The following is a 19,981-nucleotide window of genomic DNA, read 5'->3' on the forward strand; positions in this document are numbered from 1 at the left end:
ACCGCAGAGGGCGCAGAGAACGCAGAGGGAGAGAATACAGAGATGAATACAGGACGATGCTACCGGATTTGATATCACATATCTAGTGGGAGCATCTGTGCTGCGAGTAAAAACCGTTTTTTTGGAGTGCGAGCATCCCGCACAGCACAGTATATACATATAGCGAGGGGGACGATCGCACCCAGAGTAAAAGCAAAACTGAGATGCTCCCTATCTAGTCTGGTAAAATAACCGTTATAACTTTTGTAGTGAGGACGGAAGTCCGAGCGAGTTTTATGAGGACTTCCGTCCTCACTATAAACCAATTTTATTCTGGTTGTTCGAGCGGACATAATATGATTAACGACTAATAACTAATAACTAATAACTAATAACTAATGAGTGATGACGATCGAGTTTGATGATTCCAATGCAGCCGGAAACGAGATTAGCAGTAAGGGTGCAATGCACAAATGGCTTTCGGTGGTGGGGATTGGCGAAGACGGACTTTCGGGATTGAGTGCGATCGCCTTTACCCTCCTCTCTCAATCTCAAGTCGTTGTCGGCGGTGCCCGTCACCTCGCAATGCTACCAACCGACGACACCCGCGAAAAATTGGTTTGGGCTTCGCCCCTACAAGCAACAGTCGATCAAATCATCCGCCGCCGGGGACAGTCTGTGTGCGTGCTCGCAAGCGGCGATCCCATGTGTCACGGCATCGGCGTCACGCTGTCGCGCCAGATTCCCATTTCGGAAATGACTGTAATTCCGGCGGCATCGGCTTTTAGTCTTGCTTGCGCCCGTTTGGGTTGGCCATTAGCCCAAGTTGAGACTTTCAGTTTGACAAATCGCCCGATCGCATCGATCGCCCTTGCTTTCTCGCCGGGGGCGCGCTTGCTGGTGTTGAGCGCTGACAGACACACGCCGGGAAAGGTGGCACAATTGTTGACACAGCGGGGGTTTGGTAGCAGTTTGATGACTGTGTTCGAGCGGATGGGATCGGGATCGGAACGTCGGAGCGAGGGGGTCGCAGCAGCCTGGAATGCAGCGGATTTGGCTGATTTGAACACGATCGCGATCGCAGTTGCAGCCGATCGACAAACTCTTATCCTCCCCCGAACTGCGGGTTTGCCGGATGCTGCTTATCGCCACGACGGACAACTTACCAAGCGGGAGGTTCGAGCCGTTACTCTGTCAACGTTAGCACCGATTCCCGGAGAGTTGCTTTGGGATGTGGGGGCGGGCTGCGGTTCGATCGCGATCGAATGGATGCGGAGTCATCCTCGGTGCAGGGCGATCGCGATCGAACGCCACCCAACTCGACTGCAATACATCGCCGAAAATGCCTCGACTTTCGGCGTTCCCGAACTCGAAATTGTGGCGGGATCAGCGCCGGAAGCCCTGACAAATTTGCCTCAACCGAATGCTATTTTCATCGGCGGCGGTGTCACCGCAGAAGCTGTGCTGGAAACTTGCTGGAATGCTTTAGGTGAAGGCGGCCGATTAGTTGTTAATGCGGTGACAGTTGAGAGCGAGTTTAAAGTTTTGCAATGGCACGATCGTTATGGCGGGGAACTCATTAGAATTGGGATTCAGCGAGTAGGGGCGATCGGTTCTTTTCAGGGTTGGAAGCCGCTTGCGCCGGTGACTCAGTGGGCGGTAGTTAAGGGGTAAAAGGACTTACCCAGGCGCGATCGAAGAAACCGGGTTTTTGACGAAATCTGCGGGCTGTCACGCGTATTCTCAGCCAAAAAACCCGGTTTCACCGGCCCCCATGCGTAAGTCAAAAGGTAAAAGGCGATCGCTCTATTTCCATCTTTGATATCTAAGTGAATGAAGCAGTTATAAACACGGCGAAAACGTAATAGCTTCTTCAAATCTAGCAATATAGAATACCCGATAGGCGTCTTCTGTCCACTATGCTAAGATGAAAGCTGGTTTACATTTTTTGATGAGGTCGTTATGACCAGTTCGCTGTCTCCTACAAGAATTTCTCGCTATGTCACCCGCAATCCTGAAGTTTTGCAGGGGGAACCGATTATTGCAGACACTCAAGTTACTGTACGGGATATTGTGGTGTTTTGGAAATCGGGAATAAAGCCTGAAGAAATCCCACAGAAGTTACTTCAACTCGTGACGGCGGCTCAAGTGTTTGATGCCATTAGCTTTTATCTGGATAATCAGCCAGAAATTGACGATCGGATTGCTTGGTATGAGGCGCGTCCGATGTTGAATGTTTCACCTCTTTTGAGATGTAATCCGTTGCTGAATGAAGTCACGAAATATGTTGAAGCATATCGCCACGATCGAAATGCCGATATCGATTTTCCTGAGTCTGAGACCCTATGACTCAATATATTCTCGATACCGACCATATCACACTGCTGCAACACTCTAATCCACTCATATTGCAACGTTTTGAAGCTCTCCATACCAGGGATGTTGCTATTACTGTCATCAATGTTGAGGAATTGATTCAGGGCTGGTTCAATGCAATTCGTCAAGCTTCGCAACCCGGACAGAAGCAACACTTAACTTGGGCTTATGTGGGTTTGAGATCGGCTGTTAAATTTCTCAACGATTTTCTCGTTCTGGATTTTACCGAATCAGCTTGCGAGCAATATTTGGCGCTGCGCCGTCAGGGAATACGAATTGGGACACAAGACTTGCGGATTGCGTCCATTGCTTTGGTTAATAACTCAATTTTAGTGACGCGAAATCGACAAGATTTTGCACAAGTGCCAGGACTGGTTTTGGAGGATTGGACATAACAATTGCCAAGCCCAGCTTATGTGGCATTTCCAACTTCTGCGAGATGCCAGAAAGTCATGCCACCTTCATTATGACTGAGCAAAATCCCCAAATCTTCGAGGCTTTCTAAACAGTCGAGAATGACTTTTTGTTTGCGGCTGGCTGCTTTGAAATGGGCGGTGACTTGGGCGGCTGTCCATTCGCCGCTTTGGGTGCGGAATAAGTCGCGGATGGCCCAAAGTTGCTCTTTGAGGGTTTTGGGGAAGGGTTGTTGTTCCGTGGGGGCGATCGAGGTTTCGGTTCCAGTGGTGATACCTGCAAGGGATGGTTGCACGTAGGTTTCGCCGGGGGCTTGGTAGTCGGGACGTAGCCAGCGAATCAGTCCGTTGCGTTCTTCCTCGGCGCGTTGGGCGTTGAGGGTGACGAGGTTTTCCAGGATTTGGTCGTCGGTGAGGGTGGGTTCCCAACCATAGGCGGCAAATACGGCGGCATCGAGTTCGTCGTGGATTTGTTTGAGGGTGGAGACTAGGGCTTTTTGCTTGAAGGCTTTGTCTTTGTCGTCGAGGGGTTCGCCTTGGCGGAGTTTTTCGAGGAGGTTGTACATCCCGGTGATGGTGACTTCGGGGTGAGTGGTTTGGACTCGTTTGCGGTGGCTGTCGAGGCGTTCTCCGAGTTCGCGGATGGTTTGTTTTTGGGTATCGGTGGGAGTGGGGAAGGGGAAGGGGTCGAAGACAATTGACGGTTTCCATCGCAAATCATTTCCCTTGCCCATTCGCGGTGCAATCTTTTTAAGCCATTTTTGATGTACTAAGGATTCTAAAATCCCTAAAATCCAGGCATCATCTGATGCGACTGTGTAAAGCTGAACATCCGGCAAAACATCACTATCAACAAAAAAGAATGGCTTAAATTTAGAAGTGTCTGGCGTGACAATAAATCGATTCAAATTGTTGACAGCTTTTCTTAATCCTGGTCTTTTCTCGCCAAAAAGCCACCAATTCTCCCGATTTGATTTTCTATTTTGCTGATCTCGAAATGGCTTAACTGTTGTTAGAAGCCTTTGGAATAATAGAGGAAACTGTTGAGAGGCTTCATCTTTAGATAGACCGAAAAAATCAATAATCCACTTTTTCTGAAAACTTTGAACTAAATCTCTCCCAATCGCATACGATCTGATGACTGACGGCAAATTCTGCTTGTCTAAATCAAGCTGTTGGAAATCATGTTCTTCAATTCTAAACCCTGTGCCTAATGGAATAACACCCTGAAATGAGATGCCATCATTTGATTTTAACGGTTTCATTTTGACTGTATCACGGCCAACAGTCAAATCAGAATTAATCAATCCCTTAAATACCTCAAATTTTAAAATTTCATTTTCATTTTCTCCCTGAGATTCATACTTGACTTTCATCAAAAAGCCTGAAATTGACGGTTCGGGTGTCACGACAGTCATAGCAATACGTACAGCAGCACCATCTTTACTATCTGTCCAAGGATGATCGGCAATAGCAAAGTAAAGAGATATTTGTTTATCGCCGACATAATGGTCTAGAACTTTCCTATTGAATGATTGAACAATACTATTTGTTGTAATAAAGCCAAACCTTTGAATTTTCTTCGACTTGGCAAGATTTGCTGCCTTCTCCCACCAGTACATTACAAAGTCAACCGTATCTGACAAGTTTTGGTAAGTCTTCCTCAAGCATTCAACATACCCGTCATCAAGGCTCTCACGCATTCTCTTATTCCCAATAAACGGCGGATTCGAGACAATATAATCTGCCTTTTGCCACTGGGCCGCCCTCGGATTTAAATACCGATAAATCGTTACTTTGTCTGTAGGATCGGGAATATCTTCCCCCGTCACCGGACTTTTAATCATCCTTCCGCCCCAGCGAGTTCTCACCTTCCCCGCCGCATCCACATCCGGTTCCCTCCCGTCATAGGCCAACACGGCATCCCGGCATTCAATATTGTTGTACTCGCGCAACACAGGTTCGATCGGCGGAATGTCGCCAAACCGCCGAAAATGCCACTGCAAATACCCAATCCAAATCACCAAATCTGCGATCGCCGCCGCCCTAGGATTGATCTCAATTCCCAAAAACTGACTCGGATTAACTTGAGCAATATCTAACAGCAACTGCGCCGATCCGGTGACATCCTCCAAGCGTCGCAACACCTCCGATTCCAACCCCTTCAACAAATCCAATGTCACATACAGGAAATTACCAGATCCGCACGCCGGATCGAGAATCTTCACCTGTTGTAACTCCGTCAGAAATGCCTCTAAAACTGATATCGCCTTTTTCCTTTGATTTGCAGTCGGTTCCGATTCTCCCGCGTTGAGCAACTGTTTAACCTCCGCTTGTACCGCAATCCAGCGATCGCCCAAAGGTTCCATCACCACAGGCTTTACCAACCTTTCCACATAGGATCGCGGCGTATAATGAGCCCCCAACTTACTCCGTTGCCTAGAATCCAGCGCCCTTTCCAACAACGTCCCAAAAATCGCCGGTTCCACTTTGCACCAATCCCGCTTCGCCGCCTGCAACAAAACTTCCAACTGCGCCTTTGTCAACGCAAACGCCTGCGACTCCGCAAACAATCCCCCATTAAACCGCAACAGTTTGCCATGAAAACCAAAACTCGTCCCCTCATTCATCGCCTCCCACAGCGCCTCTACCTCCGGCTTAAACGTCTTCGGATTGAGAATCCATCGCGTTTCCAGCGCCTGCGTAAACAAATGTTCTTTCAACAACCCCACATCCTCAGCAAACATGGTGAAAATACAGCGCATCAAAAACTGCGCGACTTGCTGCGGATCGACATTCCCCTCCATCCGCTTCGCCAACTCTGCCAAATCCGCCGCTACTTCCCGCGTCACCCGCGCTGCAATTTTCTCTGGATTGCGCTGCTGCGGATTGCTAAAAATATCCACAAACAAATCGAAAACATCGGCTTTCTGCAACTCAATTAGCCCAATTTCTCGCCGCGCCCCATAGCCGCCATAATCCCCGCTAAAACCCATCCATAATTCAAAATGATCGCCAATATCGCAAGTTAACAAAAAGGGCGGTTTGCTGCTGAGACTGCGGGTATAGGCAACTGCCTGCACAAACGCTTTTTCCATCTCTCGCAAATAGGTATTTGTCCCCCGCTTTGCCGTTCCTTTTTTGCTCGTTGTTCCGCCCTGTTTTGCCTCGATTAAAAAATGATCGGCTTTGTAAAAATCAACAAACCCCGGAGTTACTTTGCCGCTGGGGTGAAAAATTTTGACATCCTTATCAAAGCAGTAGGGATCGTTGGGAATTCTGCCTTTATCAAAAGGGCGATCGACTCCCAGCGCATCGCACATTTCGGCAAAAAACAACTGGTAGTTTGCCCGTTCGTTACCGCTAGAACCTGCCCAGCGTGTGATGAATGTTTCGACTCGCGTGCGATCGGCTTCATTCATGTTTCAACCCTGTTGCTTGCTTTTTCCTGATTCTATAATTAGATCGGTTTGAATTTTCGATTTATCTTGCGATTTTGCTTTAAGCTGTTACGCATTTAAATTGGAAAATCGGGATAGGCTAGAAGCCCGTCCCACAAGAGTTTTATTGATTTTTGACACACAGTTTAAATGTAGAACAGCTTATAGCAACCAGGCGGTTAGGACGCTTTACTATTGATATTTGCTATAATATACTTGACGATATTCCTAGATACAGGCGGAGTCAAAAACCCGGTTTCTGCCTTAAAGTCGATCGTTCACAACGAAGATTTTGCTTGGCAACCCGGTTTTTATGGCTTTAGTGCTTCAAAAATACCTCAATAAATCTATGAAAATTAGAGCGATCGTACATCCTGCAGAAGAAGGTGGCTATTGGGCAGAAGTTCCAGCGCTTCCCGGCTGCATTACCGAAGGAGAAACGATAGAAGAAGTAATAATTAATTTAAAAGATGCTATTGAAGGTTGGCTCGAAGTTGCTAATAGTCGTGAAGCAATTGCCTCCACAGATAGAGTTGTGGAAATTGCTGTAGGAAATCTATTTCTGGCAAGCGACTTTGCAAAATAGTAGAGCATAAAGGTTGGGTTTTGAAAAGAGTTACCGGCAGTCATCATATCTATGAAAACCCGGAACTAGAACAAATTTTGTCAATTCCTGTTCACCGAAATCAAGATTTGAAAGTTGGAACCTTGAGAGCCTTAATGAAAATAGCTCAGCTATCTGAGGAAGATTTACAAAGTTTTTCTTAAGTATAGCAGGTTCCATAAAAATCAGGAATTACGTAATTTCTCAAACAAATAGGTTGGGTTTAACACAAGTAACCCAACCTATTAATTAAATGAGACTTAAGAGTTTAGCCTTGATTCACAACGGTCGGTTTTAAACTTTCCTGTGACTTCGATCGATCTAAACCATTTTGCACTTCCACAGATTCCTTAATCGGTTTCCGGGCTTCAATTAAACTCAAAGCTTTGTTGACACCTTCAGGTAAAATTACTACCAAACTGCCGGCCGGCGCCTCGTCTAAAGCCTTGTTAACGGCCGTTGTTTCGTCGAGAATCAACTCGTATTCAACTTGAGATTTGTTTGCGGTTCCGGCAGAAATCGCCTCGGCAATTCCCTGGCAAATTAACTTTGCCACAACACCGGGTTCTCGGCCGCGCCTGTCAATATCTTCTTTGACAATGATACGATCGAACATCTCGGCCGAAAGTTTGCCCAGCGTGACAAAATCTTCATCTCGCCGGTCTCCGGGGGCACCTACTACCCCGATCCGCCGTCCCGGCCAATTCAGCACGAAACTGCCCAAAGCTTTGTAGCTGTGGGGGTTGTGGGCGTAGTCGAGTAAAGCGTGATAGGTGCCCAAATTAAACAAATTCATCCTTCCGGGAGTTTGACCGACGGATGCTTGGAAGCTTGACAAAGCAGCGCGAATATCTTCTATTTTCAATCCTTGGGCAAAAGCCGCCAAACAAGCTGCTAAAGCATTAGCAATCATAAACGGCGCGCGCCCGCCCATCGTCAGCGGCACGTTCACAGCCTGCTCAATTCTCAGCGTCCAATCGCCTTTTAAGATCGACAAGTACCCATTTTCGTAAATCGCTGCCAGCCCGCCCGCCGCGGTATGTTTGGCAACCAGTTCGTTGTCCGGGTTCATGGAAAAATATGCAATTTGAGCCTTGACACGCTGCGCCATTTGTGATACTAGCGGGTCGTCTGCATTCAAAACTGCATAGCCTTTGGGCATTACCGACTCGACGAGGACGCTCTTGAGTTTGGCCAGTTGTTCCACGGTGTCGATGTCGCCAATGCCCAAGTGATCGGCTGCGACGTTCAAGACGACGCCGACATCGCACTGATCGAAGCCGAGGCCCGATCGCAAAATTCCGCCTCTGGCAGTTTCCAACACGGCCACTTCCACCGTCGGATCGGACAAAATCAATTGAGCACTCTGGGGCCCGGTATTGTCTCCGGTTTCGACCAAATAATCGCCGATGTAAGTGCCGTCGGTAGTTGTATAGCCGGTAATCTGACCTGTCTGCTTGACAATGTGGGCTAGCAGGCGAGTGGTTGTCGTTTTGCCGTTGGTTCCCGTTACCGCTAAAATTGGCACCCGGCTGGGTTGAGGCGAGGGGAATAGCATATCGAAGACGGCGCCGGCGACGTTGCGGGGTAAACCTTGACTTGGGGCGACGTGCATTCTGAAACCCGGTGCTGCGTTGACTTCGACGATGACGCCGTTGACATCGCGCAGGGGTTGGGAAATGTCGGGAGTTACTACGTCAATGCCGGCGATGTCCAAACCGATAATTTTGGCGACTCTGGAAAACAGCCAGACGTTTTCTGGGTGGATTTCGTCGGTGCGATCGACTGCAATGCCACCGGTACTCAAGTTTGCTGTCGCGCGCAAAAATACTCTTTCGCCGGCGGGCACTACGGAGTCCATCGCGTATCCTTGTTTTTGCAGCAAATCCAGGGACAATTTGTCGATCGTGATCCGGGTGAGCACGTTGTCGTGTCCGTCTCCTCGCTGCGGGTCGCGGTTTACTTCTTCAATAAGCTGTTCTACTGTAGACTTGCCGTTACCTACGACGTTAGCGGGTACTCGTTCTGCGACTGCTATGACTTGCCCGTTGACTACCAATACTCGGTGATCGCGGCCGACGTAATAGCGCTCGACAATGACGCTTTTTGTTTTTGATGCTGCGCTGGCTAAGTCGTAGGCTTCTTCTGCTGCTTCCCAGGAATTGATGTCGATCGTAATGCCGCGGCCGTGGTTGCCGTCTAGGGGTTTGAGGACGATCGGAAAACCGCCGACATCTTCGATCGCCCCGCGCAATTCGTCCAAATAATGAATCACCGTCCCTCTGGGAACCGGCACGCCGGCGCTGGCGAGGATATTTTTGGTACCTTCCTTGTCACAGGCAAGTTCTACCCCCAAAACTCCCGTCCGGTTGCTCAGAGTTGCCTGAATCCGCTTTTGGTGAACCCCGTAGCCGAGTTGAATCATAAACCGGGCGCTCAAAGGTATCCAAGGAATGCCGCGCGCTTCTGCTTCCTTAATCAGTGTTTCCGTGCTCGGCCCCAGGGCCGCCGACGCAGCAAACTCTTTGAGGTCTCTCAAATCTTGGACTAATTCGGCTGCTGGATAAGTGCCTGTATCGGCAATACTTTGGCACATCCGCACGCCCGCCCGGGCTGCATAGCGACCGGCTTGTTCGTTTTGATACTCGATTACTACTTGGTAAATACCTGGGGTCGCAGTCTCGCGGGTACGGCCGAACCCGACCGGCATTCCTGCCATTTCCTGAAGTTCGAGGGCGACGTGTTCGATTACGTGTCCCATCATTGTGCCTTCTCTGACCCGTTGCAGGAATCCTCCCTGATGGCCTGGAGAACAGTGATGGTCGTTCAAACTCGGAAGTGCGGCGATCAACCCTTCATAGAATCCAGGAATTTCCGCTGTGGTTTTATCTGCCCACTCCTCTAAATCCAGACGCATCAGGACGAGTTTCTGGCGTCTGATGCTCCAGTAGTTGGGGCCGCGTAATGTCTGGATTTTAAGTATTTTCATGGCAGTTAGAGGGGTATGGGGCGCGAAATCTTATAGATAATTGGAGCATTTATTCAATTTCGATCTAGATTGCTCGATCGACTGTTCGCTGCGAACAGTTTGGGAGTGAATTTCCAGTTATGGGCTACCCAATTTAAAATTCATGCCCCTGCGATCGGCTAAAAACTACAGGTACATGGCTAGCAAAAACTCAAAGCCTGAAGCTAGAATTTTCTGTGGTTCGGTCTCCTGGGGTCAGACCGTGGCTGCTTCGGCATCTATTCTATTGTTGTATCCATGATTCGGCCGGAATGCCGCCTAATTTCTGCCGAATCAATGACAAGAGATGTTCTACCTTAGTTGGCTGTGCGGCATTCGGGGGGCCAGCCAGACTCGGAACACGCTCCCGATGGCATGGGTTTGCCTTGGGGCATATTGTAGCAATCTCCGTGACACAGAACGTGCAAGCGCATATTGAACAGACTTAAGGGTTCTGTCGCTCCTACCATAGATTCATTGGTATAAAAATTTTCCCTAGAATCAACAATAGTCACAGTGCCTTTACCGAGAATTTTCATAGTATCGTCTCCCTCAAACAAGGCGCAGGTGTCTTCGTCAATACCAATAGCGATGCGATCGGGATGACAAGCCACAGCCGACAGCAAGCGAGCCATGCGATTGCGGTTGTGAAAATGCTGGTCTACGATGATCTCAGGAATAATGTTAAGTCCGTTTGCCATGTCTACTAAAGAGCGGTTCGGCGGGGCGCCACTCCCACCGCCTGCAATCATGTGATATCCCATCACCGCAGCACCCGCGCTGGTGCCAGCGAGGGTAATCTTGCCTTCGAGAGTTTCTTTGCGAATTTTCTCCATCAGCGGGGTGTCCGCCAGGAGCCCACAAAGCCGCAGTTGGTCGCCCCCTGTGATGAATACGCCCGTACAGTCTTCTAAGTAATCTTTCCAGACGGGGTTTTCGCCTTGTTCGCGTTCGCGGATGTCTACTACTTTGACTGCGCTAACGCCCATTTCGTCAAATATTGTGCGGTAGCGGTTGCTAATTCCTTCGGGATCTCGCGAAGCGCACGGAACGATCGCCAGCCGAGCGTTTGCACCCCCAGCACGGCAAAAAAAGGTGTTCAGAATCTCTCGCCCGTGAACTTTGTCTTCGGCTCCCCCGATGACCATAATCGAGGTTTTTGTGCGCGGGGGAATATTGTGTTCAAGGGCTTGAGATGTCAACTGCTGCATGGTGTGTCTTCCTCTGTTGGATGTGAAATTCAATTTTGCCGTGGCTGTGGGTAGAATGGGGCTTTTTAAGAATAAATATTTTTTGGTGCCAGCGAGGTGCGATCGGCGATCGCGCGATCCCGCAGTTGTTTGGGGGCGAGTTTACTTGCAGTCGCTGTCATGAAAAACAGATTATTTTTGTACAAAACCGGCCCGCCGACAAAGGAAGAGAATTTAACTTGCCAAAATTTTCAGAAATTATAAGAAATTATAAAGAATAAAGCAATTACTGAAAACTGAACTCCCCCTAAAGGTCAAACTAGAGGTGATGTATCAATGAAATTCCAATAATTGTGCGATTTGACGTTGTTACCCTATTTCCAGAATTTTTCCGGGCTCCCCTAGAGTCGGGACTGATGGGCAAAGCCTTAGCTAAAAAGATTGCTGAGGTGAATTTTGTCAATCCCCGCGATTTTACCACAGACAAGCACCAGCGAGTCGATGATGAGCCTTACGGGGGCGGAGTGGGGATGCTGATGAAACCGGAACCGATTTTTGCTGCGGTGGAGTCGCTGCCGGTTTTGCCACGGCGGGAGGTGATTTTGCTGACTCCCCAGGGGGAACCGATGCAGCAGGCGATGTTTCGGGAGTTGGCTGCCGATCGCGATCAGTTGGTATTGATTTGCGGTCATTATGAAGGTGTGGACGATCGAGTCCTGCATTTAGTCACTCGCGAGGTATCGTTGGGCGACTTTGTTCTCACGGGAGGCGAAATTCCAGCTTTGGCTTTGATTAATGGGGTTTTGCGATTGCTGCGGGGAACTGTGGCCAAGGAAGATTCGCTAAAGTTTGAGAGTTTTGAGGACGGACTTTTGGATTATCCGCAGTACACTCGACCGGCGGATTTTCGGGGATTGAAGGTGCCCGACGTGTTGCTGTCTGGTAATCACGCAGAAATTGCTCGCTGGCGCAGGGAACAGCAAATTGAAAGAACTCGATCGCGCAGGCTGGATTTGTACGATCGGTGGTTGCAGGAGAGGGAAGAATAGGAGAAAGGGCGATCGCACGAGTGGTCAATCGATTTTAGATTTTCGATTTTCGATTGACTTGCGCGAGATAAATGCGGGGGACGCAAGGATTTTTGATTTTCGATTTGGGATTGATTCCACGGATAAATCACGTGGCGGATACCACCTTTGAAATTCATGGTCAGAAACCGGGTTTTTTGCGGTAATACTTCGTGGTAGTCCACAGATTCGGTAAAAAACCCGGTTTCTTTGGTCTTGATGCGTAAATCTCGTATATTTAAGAGCCTAATAAATTTTGGATTCGCGTTTGTAAGTCTTTGAGTTCAGGAGAGCACTCATCGAGAAGTCCCCATAATTTTCTAGCGTTTCCAGCATTAACCCTTCTCTCCCCTCCACAAGCTTTAGGATTGCCATAGCTGCTAAGGAAATCAGCAAAAAAAAATATTTAACACTCGGCTCTGCCTTAAAAAATAAATTCACTTATCTCCCTGAAAATATGAAATAATTGTCTTCTACTATACTTACCCAACCTTCCTTTTACATGAACATCCGCATCGGCAATGGCTACGACATTCACTGCTTAGTTCCCGATCGTCCTCTCATCCTAGGCGGTGTCAATATTCCCCACGAATTAGGCTTACTCGGCCACAGCGACGCCGACGTACTTACCCACGCTATCATGGACGCGATGCTCGGAGCTCTCAGTTTAGGAGATATCGGGCTGTATTTCCCGCCAACTGACCCGAAATGGAAGGGTGCGGATAGTCTCGTATTGCTGGCACAAGTCAATCAGTTAATATTAGATAAAGGCTGGGAAATCGGCAATATTGATTCGGTGGTGGTGGCAGAACGTCCAAAGCTGAAACCGCATATTGAGCAAATGCGCGATCGGCTTTCTGCTGTCCTACAATTGAAACCAGACCAAATCGGCATCAAAGCTACTACCAACGAAAAGCTAGGCCCCGTTGGGAGAGAAGAAGGAATCGCAGCTTACGCTGTAGTTTTGTTAGTGCTAAAATAGAACTTTAATCTACGTTTTAGGAAGACCAAAACCATGCAAACTGAAACCTTGGATTTAGAGTTACCCATTGACGCGGATATTATCGCATTGGATAAGGACGATCGGGTAGTCGTGCTAATCGAAGTTAAAATTATTGAAGCTCAAGAACCAGCAGCAAAGCAAAGGATTGCTGACTACATGATATCTTGGATGAAAGCTGCGTTAGCGAAGATATCCGAGCAGCGCACACTCATTCCCTATGCGATGTTTGTTGACACCGAACAAATTCTGATTTTCAAATGGGACGGAGTAAACTTATCTGAACCTGTTTGTTCTCTAAACACTGGTGAAATACTTCGCCATTATGAGCCGGAATTTGGCAGCAAACGGATCTTTAAGCGATACCTAACTAGACTGGTTGAAGCATGGCTGCGCGACTTAGCTTATAATTGGAAGTCTGAGATTCCCACCGCGTCAGAACAGATAGCAAAAATCGGCTTGCTGCCGCTGCTAGCAGGTGGGACGACAAAATCAGGGGTAGAAATTGGTGGCAATTTTATATATCGAGACTAACTTTCTGATGAGCATTGCTACGGGACGCGATCCAGACGCTAACAACTTGTTGGTGAGTGTACCGACATCAGTCAACATAGCAATACCAAGTATTTGCTGCATGGAATCACTTTCGGCTTTAGAAGACGAAATCAAGCGACGAAACCGTTTTTTAGGTGAAATGGAAAAACAAATCAGTCAGCTAAAGCGAGATAAAACTTCACCCTCTGCCCAGTCTCTTGTCTTCCACTTAGAGGAATCTCTCAATGAGAATGAGGTGTTGCTCAATGATATTAATGCACGTCTTTTTGCTGCTCTTGATTTGTTGGCTATAAAGATAGAAATGCTCCCATTAACAGCAGGCATACTTCGAGAAAGTTTGAATTCAATTTTTATTGAAGAAGACCCGACAGACAATTTGATTCTGCACTGCATCTTGAATCACGCACACTTACATCCTAATGAAGTTAAGGTATTTTTGAGCAATAATACAAAAGAATTTGGTCTGCCGAAAGTTCGAGATGCTTTGCGGGAAGTAGGAATAATGAAGTATTTCTCGGTCACGGAAGATTTTCTCGGTTGGCTACAGTCTCAGTCGTAGTTGCACTGAAATGGTATAGTTAAAAGTTATGAAAATTTCTATGATGGTACATTCAAGACTGCGCTGGCTCGTGATTTTACTGGCCGCAATTGCCACTATAACTATGTCTGCGTGCACTCCGGTGCGATCGAACTTAGTAAACAGACTCATCGTTCCCACCCCCAGCGGCCCAGCTACCTTTAACTACCCGCTAAATCAATCTGCATACAGCGTCTTTGGCTATATGTACGAGGGATTGATCAACGAAAACGGCTTGACATCGCAGCTAGAACCCGGTTTAGCCGAGTCCTGGGAAGTGTCTAAAGATGGCAAAAAGATTGTCTTTACCCTGCGAGAGGGCTTGAAATGGTCGGACGGCCAACCGATGACTACTGATGACATTATCTTCAGCTATGAAAAGATTTATTTCAATGACAAAATTCCTAGCGGTTTGAAAGATACTCTGAGAGTTGGCATGAGTCGCGAATTCCCAAAAGTTAAAAAACTTGACAGCCGCCGCGTTGAATTTTCCGTTGCAGAACCCTTTGCTCCATTTATTAGATATGCTGGGGGAATCCCAATTTTACCAGCTCATATTTTACAGGAAGCTGTCGAAAATACAGATGCAGATGGTAATCCTAAATTCCTGACTACTTGGGGCACGGATACTGATCCTAAAAAAATTGTCGGAAATGGTCAATATCGAATGCTGAGCTACACTCCCAATCAGCGCGTGGTTTTGGAACGAAATCCCTATTTTTGGCGCCAAGATGCAGAGGGAAATTCTCAACCTTACATCCAGCAAATTGTTTGGCAAATTATCGAAAATACAGATAATCAACTGCTGAATTTTCGATCGGGCGATTTGGATACTCTGAATGTGGAGCCGGAAGTGTTTCCGCTGCTGAAACGGGAGGAAAAACGCGGCCAATATACGGTCTTTAACGGCGGCCCAGATACTGGCAGCGTGTTTATGTGTTTCAATCTGAATAAGGGGCGCAATGCTCAAAATCAGCCGTTTGTAGACCCGGTTAAGTCTCGCTGGTTTGCGAGTAAGGAATTTAGGCAGGCGATCGCCTACGGCATCAACCGATCCGCCATGACTAACAATATCTATCGCGGACTGGGCGCGCCGCTGCATTCCCCAATTCCGGCGCAAAGCCCGTTCTACCTGTCCCCAGAACAGGGATTGAAAACTTACAGTTACGATCGACAAAAAGCCAAAGAGTTACTGTTAAGTGCTGGATTCAAGTATAATAGTAACGAAGAATTGTTGGATGCTGAAGGCAACAAGGTGCGATTTACTTTGTTGATGGCGGCAGGTAAAAAAGTTCGGGAACAAATGGCAACGCAAATTAAGCAAGACTTGGGCAAACTGGGGATGCAAATTGATACGCAGTTCCTGAGTTTTAACACTTATGTGGAAAAGCTGCGATTGACGCGGAATTGGGATACTTACCTCGGCGGTTTTACGGGAGGTACTGAACCGCACAGCGGCTACAATATTTGGTCTGTTAACGGCACACTGCACAGTTTCAACCAAGGCCCGCAAGCCGGAGAACCGCCGATTCAGGGTTGGCAAGTTTACGACTGGGAGCAGAAAATCGATGACCTTTACGTGAAAGCTTCTCAGGAGCTTGATGAGGCGAAGCGCAAGGAAATTTATGGGGAGGCGCAGCGGATTATAGCGGAACAAGTGCCTTTTGTTTATATGGTAAATCCGCTGACTTTTGAGGCGGTGCGCGATCGCGTTTCGGGAATTCGCTACAGTGCCCTCGGCGGTGCTTTCTGGAATTTGTACGAGTTGAAAATAACAGAATAGTCAGTCGATTTTAGATTTTAGATTTTAGATTTTAGATTTCATTTAGTCTAAAGATGAATCTGGGAACTTGAACAAGAGTCTAAAATTGTGCCATCGCGATTTAAGTTGGGGGCTTGTATCCGTTTTTGGGCAGGTCATTAGTTAGCAGTCATTTGTTATTAGTTTATGGAACCTAAAATTTTACAGCAGTTACTCGAATCAGTTGCCACTGGCGATATTAGTCCGATCGCCGCTTTAGATAAATTAAAGCATTTTGACTTTGAACAAGTCGGCGATTTTGCCAAAATTGACCACCACCGCACTTTAAGAACCGGTTTTCCTGAAGTAATCTGGGGCCCAGGGAAAACGCCCGACCAAATTGTTGAGATTATCGAGGCGATGCGCGGGCGAAATTCGGCGGTGATGGCGACACGAATCGAACCGGAAGTTTTCGAGCAATTGCAACAAAAAATACCCGATTTGTGCTACTACCAAAAGGCTCGAATTTGTGCAATTTCTCCTAATTCCCCAACTCCGCAGCATCCGGGTACTGTGACTATTATCAGTGCGGGAACGGCGGATTTGCCTGTAGCGGAAGAAGCGGCAATTACTGCGGAACTTTGCGGTTTTCAGGTGCGACGTTTGTGGGATGTCGGAGTTGCCGGCATTCACCGCTTGCTGAGCAACCGGCACGTGATTGCTGATGCTGATGTGTTGATTGCTGTTGCGGGTATGGAAGGTGCTTTGGCGAGTGTGGTTGCGGGTTTGGCAGATTGTCCGGTGATTGCTGTGCCGACGAGTGTGGGTTACGGCGCGAGTTTTGGCGGGATTGCTCCTCTTTTAACTATGCTCAATTCTTGTGCGGCTGGTGTGGGTGTGGTGAATATTGATAACGGGTTTGGGGCGGCAATTTTAGCTTGTCAAATTCTCAGAAGTGCTGGCCGAGTGGGGAAAATGAAAGAGGAGGAGAATCGGAGAGAGGGGGAATAGTTTTGAGTTTTGAACTGAAATCCTGAATCAGGGAGGGTTCTCTTGGCATTGCCCCTACTCCAAACAGGTTTCTTTGTTCTTCATTTACCTGAAATCTGCTGTAATTTTTCGAGTGCAGTGCGAGCGCCCCCCTCGCGAAGACCGCTCGCGCTATAGTTAGAAACCCCTTCCATCAGACTCTTGAAACCGCATCTACACAAACTCTCGTCCCAGCAGAGGGCGACTAAAAAATACAGGAGGTATTATTAAAGCCGGGTTTAATATTACTTGCTAGCCAGCCAAACCGGATAAGCAGATGAATCCTCAGCTTTTAACTTTTGCGCCTGATAACTCTTGCTAGTCCAACTAGCTACTGTTTGCAGGTTTTCTGTCAAAGAACTTTCGCTGCCAAATGCTTCAAATCCCAAAGTCCACCACGCGCTGCCGTTAATGTTCAACTGAGTAAGTTCCACGGTGCAACCTTGAGGAATGGGGGCTTCTACTGGCACTGACATTACCGCACCCGACTCCGAAACGTGGTAAAGACGCTGCGCTCGCTTTTTCTTGACTCCCACCCACTTTCCTGTCGCCAAAATATCCGCCGGTATCGGCGCCATCGTGTCCGCACAAACCCACTTCAGCCACTTTTCGGCTTTGCCTTCCCAGCGGTTGCCGAAGGGCATTGTCCCCAACTCTCCCTGACGCCACTTTACCTCCAAGGTTTTCCCACGTAGCTTCACTCCTAAGTAGTCGCAGCTTGGTACTAGCAAATATATGTCTTCCCGCTCTTCGGGAGGCGAAAGATACGTGCCGAGACTCTCGCTTCCAAACCATTGATTGATTGATTTTGGCAGTGCACCGCTATAAAACCACCGCATTTCCAGACTGGCCCGCATAAATTTTTCCTCCGTTCCACAATTTTCGTCAAACCCAGACTGGATTTGCCATACACCATCGACTTTTGTGCCTCTCCACTCTATCCTCCCCCCTCTGGGGCCCAGAGTCTACCCACAGTCATACCATTGTTAGATTTTAGATTTTAGATTTGAGAATTGGGAAAGACTGACTAGATAAGGGTTTAGAGCTTGCCTACAGTTGCAGTTTTTTTATAAACTGGTGTCAGATCGGGGTATTTAAAAAAAAATTCTCACAATCCTTTACATATCTTCACAAGTCTGTTACATTTAGTTACAGTACACTAAAAACCATTTAGGAAAAAAAACATGAGTAACAGAGGCTTAATGCTGGACGACCAAGGCAAAATGAACAATTTTGCGATCGAGCCGCAAGTATACGTCGATGACGAACCCCGCACCGGCTTTACCCCCTACGCAGAACGCTTAAACGGCCGCCTTGCCATGATTGGCTTTGTTTCTCTCTTGGCTTTAGAAGTTTCGACCAAGCACGGGCTGATTAGCTGGCTGACTCACCTGTAATGATTTTGTTAACAATTAAACTATCTGGCTATGGATCGCTGGCGTTACACAAACAGCGATCCATAGCTTAACTATTTTTAGGGGCAAGGTTTGGTGAGACAATTAAAATTAAATATTTTACTGTTACCCTACCCGTAAAAAGAATGCTCAAACGAATTGCGGCAATACTTCTGGTGGTTCTAAGCCTCACCTTGACAGGTTGTGTGTCTAAAGTCACCGGACTCAAAAGCTACGTTGATACTGGCGATGGCTATCAATTTCTCTATCCTAACGGCTGGCTGCCGATCGCGGTTTCTAACGGGCCCGATGTGGTGTTCCGCGATTTGATTCAGCAAACCGAGAACGTTAGCGTGGTAATCAGTCCAGTCGCAAAGGACAAAACTCTGGCGGATTTGGGATCGCCGACGGATGTGGGATACAAGCTCAGCAAAAGTGCGATCGCCCCGGCTGATTCGGGCCGCGAAGCTGAATTAGTCAATGCAGAAGCTCGTGAATCGCGATCGAAAAACTATTACATTTTAGAATACGCCGTTAAGTTGCCAAACCAAGAACGCCACAACTTAGCGAGTGTAGCAGTCAGCCGCGGCAAACTTTTTACCCTTAACGTTTCCACTACCGAAGAACGCTGGCCAAAGGTAAAAGAAGCTTTTGAGAAAGTTGTTAAATCTTTCTCTGTTTATTAGTAGGTTAAAAAGTAGTTGGGAATGGGGAATAGGGCGCAGGTCATTGGAGATGAGGAATATTTTAGTTGATTTTTCTTTCTTCTTCCTTCTTCCTTCTCATCTCTTCCTTCTTCCTTCTTAACTTATGAAAATTCCAAATTTTGTATTAGCTTCAGCTTCTCCAGCCCGCCGCCGCCTGCTAGAAAATGCTGGCATTCAAGCTGTGATTTGCCCCAGCGACTTTGATGAAGGGCAAATACAAATGAAAGATGCCACTAATTTAGTGCAGGTGTTAGCAGAGGGAAAAGCTGAGGCTGTAGCTAAGTTTTTACTGGCTAATTCTCACCCCCAAATCCCCAATCCCAAAGCGTGTTTGGTGTTGGGATGCGATTCAATTTTGCTCATAGATGGCGAAATTCACGGCAAACCCAAGGATGCGGAGGAAGCAATCTCGCGCTGGCAGAAAATGCGCGGTAAGGTGGGCGAACTGTATACGGGTCATGCTTTAATTGATACTAGATTCGATGACTTGGATGAGGCAATGTCTCGATCGAGCATTCGCTGTCAAGTTACAAAAGTTCATTTTGCGGAAGTTACCTCGCGCCAAATTGCGGCTTACGTCGCTACCGGAGAGCCCTTGCAATGTGCAGGCTGTTTTGCACTGGAAGGTAAAGGCGGCTTTTTTGTGGAACAAATCGAAGGATGCCACACGAATGTGATTGGTTTGAGCTTACCTCTGCTGCGGCAAATGCTCACCGAAATGGGATATGATGTGGCGGATTTCTGGCAATCTTAAAGATTAGACACCTCCAACAAACAAATTACCCGGCTTATGCACATCGGGTTGGCGGGCGAGACGCCCACCCCACAAGAAAGTTTGTTTTGTGGGGTGGGCGTCTCGCCCGCCCTTGAGTTTATATTTTGGAGATGTCTATTGTAGGGTG

General features: G+C 47.6%; 19 protein-coding genes. 14 read left to right on the forward strand and 5 right to left on the reverse strand.

All coding sequences use genetic code 11. The features are described 5' to 3' along the window. Positions 1-74: 74 nt before the first annotated feature. Positions 75-305, reverse strand: a complete 231-nt coding sequence (locus tag QT984_RS07505) for a hypothetical protein (protein WP_333107821.1) — start codon at positions 303-305, stop codon at positions 75-77. A gap of 79 nt (positions 306-384) precedes the next feature. Between QT984_RS07505 and cbiE the strand changes: the two genes are divergently transcribed. From cbiE to QT984_RS07520, 3 genes are all read left to right on the forward strand, one after another. Beyond that, the gene (gene cbiE, locus QT984_RS07510; RefSeq protein ID WP_445243061.1) at positions 385-1,653 is read left to right on the forward strand and encodes a precorrin-6y C5,15-methyltransferase (decarboxylating) subunit CbiE; all 1,269 of its coding nucleotides are present in this window, start codon (positions 385-387) and stop codon (positions 1,651-1,653) included. A gap of 288 nt (positions 1,654-1,941) precedes the next feature. Further along, positions 1,942-2,328 (forward strand): DUF433 domain-containing protein, encoded by a 387-nt coding sequence (locus QT984_RS07515; RefSeq protein ID WP_333057493.1) that lies wholly within the window; start codon positions 1,942-1,944, stop codon positions 2,326-2,328. Beyond that, entirely contained in the window at positions 2,325-2,750 is a 426-nt protein-coding gene (locus QT984_RS07520; protein ID WP_333057492.1) for a type II toxin-antitoxin system VapC family toxin, read from the forward strand. Before QT984_RS07515 ends, QT984_RS07520 begins: the two co-directional genes overlap by 4 nt. Positions 2,751-2,767: 17 nt before the next feature. Here QT984_RS07520 and QT984_RS07525 read toward each other — a convergent pair whose 3' ends face one another. Then, positions 2,768-6,190, reverse strand: coding sequence for a DNA methyltransferase (locus QT984_RS07525; RefSeq protein ID WP_333373695.1), 3,423 nt, complete (start codon positions 6,188-6,190; stop codon positions 2,768-2,770). Positions 6,191-6,557: 367 nt separating this feature from the next. On the opposite strand from QT984_RS07525, the gene QT984_RS07530 reads away from it, so the two are divergent. Beyond that, complete coding sequence (locus QT984_RS07530) at positions 6,558-6,794, forward strand: type II toxin-antitoxin system HicB family antitoxin (protein WP_333057498.1); 237 nt, start codon at positions 6,558-6,560, stop codon at positions 6,792-6,794. A 20-nt stretch (positions 6,795-6,814) separates the two neighbouring features. Further along, a complete protein-coding gene (locus QT984_RS07535) occupies positions 6,815-6,976 on the forward strand; it encodes a type II toxin-antitoxin system HicA family toxin (RefSeq protein ID WP_293247374.1) in 162 nt (53 codons plus the stop codon). Positions 6,977-7,080: 104 nt separating this feature from the next. On the opposite strand, the gene cphA is transcribed toward QT984_RS07535, so the two are convergent. Together cphA and QT984_RS07545 are read right to left on the reverse strand one after the other, a co-directional pair. Next, a complete protein-coding gene (gene cphA, locus QT984_RS07540) occupies positions 7,081-9,801 on the reverse strand; it encodes a cyanophycin synthetase (RefSeq protein WP_333057490.1) in 2,721 nt (906 codons plus the stop codon). A gap of 335 nt (positions 9,802-10,136) precedes the next feature. Further along, positions 10,137-11,030 (reverse strand): cyanophycinase, encoded by an 894-nt coding sequence (locus QT984_RS07545; protein ID WP_333057489.1) that lies wholly within the window; start codon positions 11,028-11,030, stop codon positions 10,137-10,139. A gap of 332 nt (positions 11,031-11,362) precedes the next feature. On the opposite strand from QT984_RS07545, the gene trmD reads away from it, so the two are divergent. From trmD to larB, 6 genes are all read left to right on the forward strand, one after another. Continuing rightward, on the forward strand, positions 11,363-12,058 hold the full coding sequence (gene trmD / locus QT984_RS07550; protein ID WP_333057488.1) for a tRNA (guanosine(37)-N1)-methyltransferase TrmD: 696 nt from the start codon (positions 11,363-11,365) through the stop codon (positions 12,056-12,058). Positions 12,059-12,578: 520 nt separating this feature from the next. Continuing rightward, positions 12,579-13,058 carry a 2-C-methyl-D-erythritol 2,4-cyclodiphosphate synthase gene (gene ispF, locus QT984_RS07555; protein ID WP_333057497.1) on the forward strand — a complete coding sequence of 160 codons (480 nt, stop codon included), beginning with the start codon at positions 12,579-12,581 and terminating at the stop codon, positions 13,056-13,058. Positions 13,059-13,091: 33 nt separating this feature from the next. Then, on the forward strand, positions 13,092-13,610 hold the full coding sequence (locus QT984_RS07560) for a hypothetical protein (RefSeq protein ID WP_333057487.1): 519 nt from the start codon (positions 13,092-13,094) through the stop codon (positions 13,608-13,610). Next, positions 13,585-14,190, forward strand: a complete 606-nt coding sequence (locus QT984_RS07565; RefSeq protein ID WP_333057486.1) for a PIN domain-containing protein — start codon at positions 13,585-13,587, stop codon at positions 14,188-14,190. Before QT984_RS07560 ends, QT984_RS07565 begins: the two co-directional genes overlap by 26 nt. 40 nt (positions 14,191-14,230) lie before the next feature. Continuing rightward, entirely contained in the window at positions 14,231-15,991 is a 1,761-nt protein-coding gene (locus tag QT984_RS07570; protein WP_333057485.1) for an ABC transporter substrate-binding protein, read from the forward strand. Between the two features lie 165 nt (positions 15,992-16,156). Beyond that, positions 16,157-16,960, forward strand: coding sequence for a nickel pincer cofactor biosynthesis protein LarB (gene larB / locus QT984_RS07575; RefSeq protein ID WP_333057484.1), 804 nt, complete (start codon positions 16,157-16,159; stop codon positions 16,958-16,960). A 263-nt stretch (positions 16,961-17,223) separates the two neighbouring features. Here larB and QT984_RS07580 read toward each other — a convergent pair whose 3' ends face one another. Beyond that, positions 17,224-17,835: a hypothetical protein gene (locus QT984_RS07580; protein WP_333057483.1), complete on the reverse strand. Its 612-nt coding sequence runs from the start codon at positions 17,833-17,835 to the stop codon at positions 17,224-17,226. Positions 17,836-18,162: 327 nt separating this feature from the next. Here QT984_RS07580 and QT984_RS07585 point away from each other — a divergent pair, with 327 nt between their 5' ends. From QT984_RS07585 to QT984_RS07595, 3 genes are all read left to right on the forward strand, one after another. Next, a complete protein-coding gene (locus QT984_RS07585) occupies positions 18,163-18,375 on the forward strand; it encodes a high light inducible protein (protein WP_190659021.1) in 213 nt (70 codons plus the stop codon). A gap of 143 nt (positions 18,376-18,518) precedes the next feature. Continuing rightward, a complete protein-coding gene (psbP, locus tag QT984_RS07590; RefSeq protein ID WP_333057481.1) occupies positions 18,519-19,058 on the forward strand; it encodes a photosystem II reaction center PsbP in 540 nt (179 codons plus the stop codon). Between the two features lie 124 nt (positions 19,059-19,182). Next, positions 19,183-19,833, forward strand: a complete 651-nt coding sequence (locus QT984_RS07595; protein WP_333057479.1) for a nucleoside triphosphate pyrophosphatase — start codon at positions 19,183-19,185, stop codon at positions 19,831-19,833. The last annotated feature ends 148 nt before the right edge of the window (positions 19,834-19,981 follow it).

Origin of the sequence: Microcoleus sp. Z1_B2 (assembly GCF_036700325.1) — a bacterium.
GTDB lineage: Bacteria > Cyanobacteriota > Cyanobacteriia > Cyanobacteriales > Microcoleaceae > Microcoleus.

Excerpts from the sequence above, each read along its gene's own strand:
- QT984_RS07520 (WP_333057492.1), top strand. The coding sequence starts at position 2,325 with ATGACTCAATATATTCTCGATACCGACCATATCACACTGCTGCAACAC.
- QT984_RS07580 (WP_333057483.1), bottom strand. The coding sequence starts at position 17,835 with ATGCGGGCCAGTCTGGAAATGCGGTGGTTTTATAGCGGTGCACTGCCA.
- cbiE (WP_445243061.1), top strand. The coding sequence starts at position 385 with ATGACGATCGAGTTTGATGATTCCAATGCAGCCGGAAACGAGATTAGC.
- QT984_RS07530 (WP_333057498.1), top strand. The coding sequence starts at position 6,558 with ATGAAAATTAGAGCGATCGTACATCCTGCAGAAGAAGGTGGCTATTGG.
- QT984_RS07560 (WP_333057487.1), top strand. The coding sequence starts at position 13,092 with ATGCAAACTGAAACCTTGGATTTAGAGTTACCCATTGACGCGGATATT.
- QT984_RS07585 (WP_190659021.1), top strand. The coding sequence starts at position 18,163 with ATGAGTAACAGAGGCTTAATGCTGGACGACCAAGGCAAAATGAACAAT.
- cphA (WP_333057490.1), bottom strand. The coding sequence starts at position 9,801 with ATGAAAATACTTAAAATCCAGACATTACGCGGCCCCAACTACTGGAGC.
- QT984_RS07525 (WP_333373695.1), bottom strand. The coding sequence starts at position 6,190 with ATGAATGAAGCCGATCGCACGCGAGTCGAAACATTCATCACACGCTGG.
- QT984_RS07595 (WP_333057479.1), top strand. The coding sequence starts at position 19,183 with ATGAAAATTCCAAATTTTGTATTAGCTTCAGCTTCTCCAGCCCGCCGC.
- psbP (WP_333057481.1), top strand. The coding sequence starts at position 18,519 with ATGCTCAAACGAATTGCGGCAATACTTCTGGTGGTTCTAAGCCTCACC.
- QT984_RS07515 (WP_333057493.1), top strand. The coding sequence starts at position 1,942 with ATGACCAGTTCGCTGTCTCCTACAAGAATTTCTCGCTATGTCACCCGC.
- larB (WP_333057484.1), top strand. The coding sequence starts at position 16,157 with ATGGAACCTAAAATTTTACAGCAGTTACTCGAATCAGTTGCCACTGGC.
- QT984_RS07570 (WP_333057485.1), top strand. The coding sequence starts at position 14,231 with ATGATGGTACATTCAAGACTGCGCTGGCTCGTGATTTTACTGGCCGCA.
- ispF (WP_333057497.1), top strand. The coding sequence starts at position 12,579 with ATGAACATCCGCATCGGCAATGGCTACGACATTCACTGCTTAGTTCCC.
- QT984_RS07545 (WP_333057489.1), bottom strand. The coding sequence starts at position 11,030 with ATGCAGCAGTTGACATCTCAAGCCCTTGAACACAATATTCCCCCGCGC.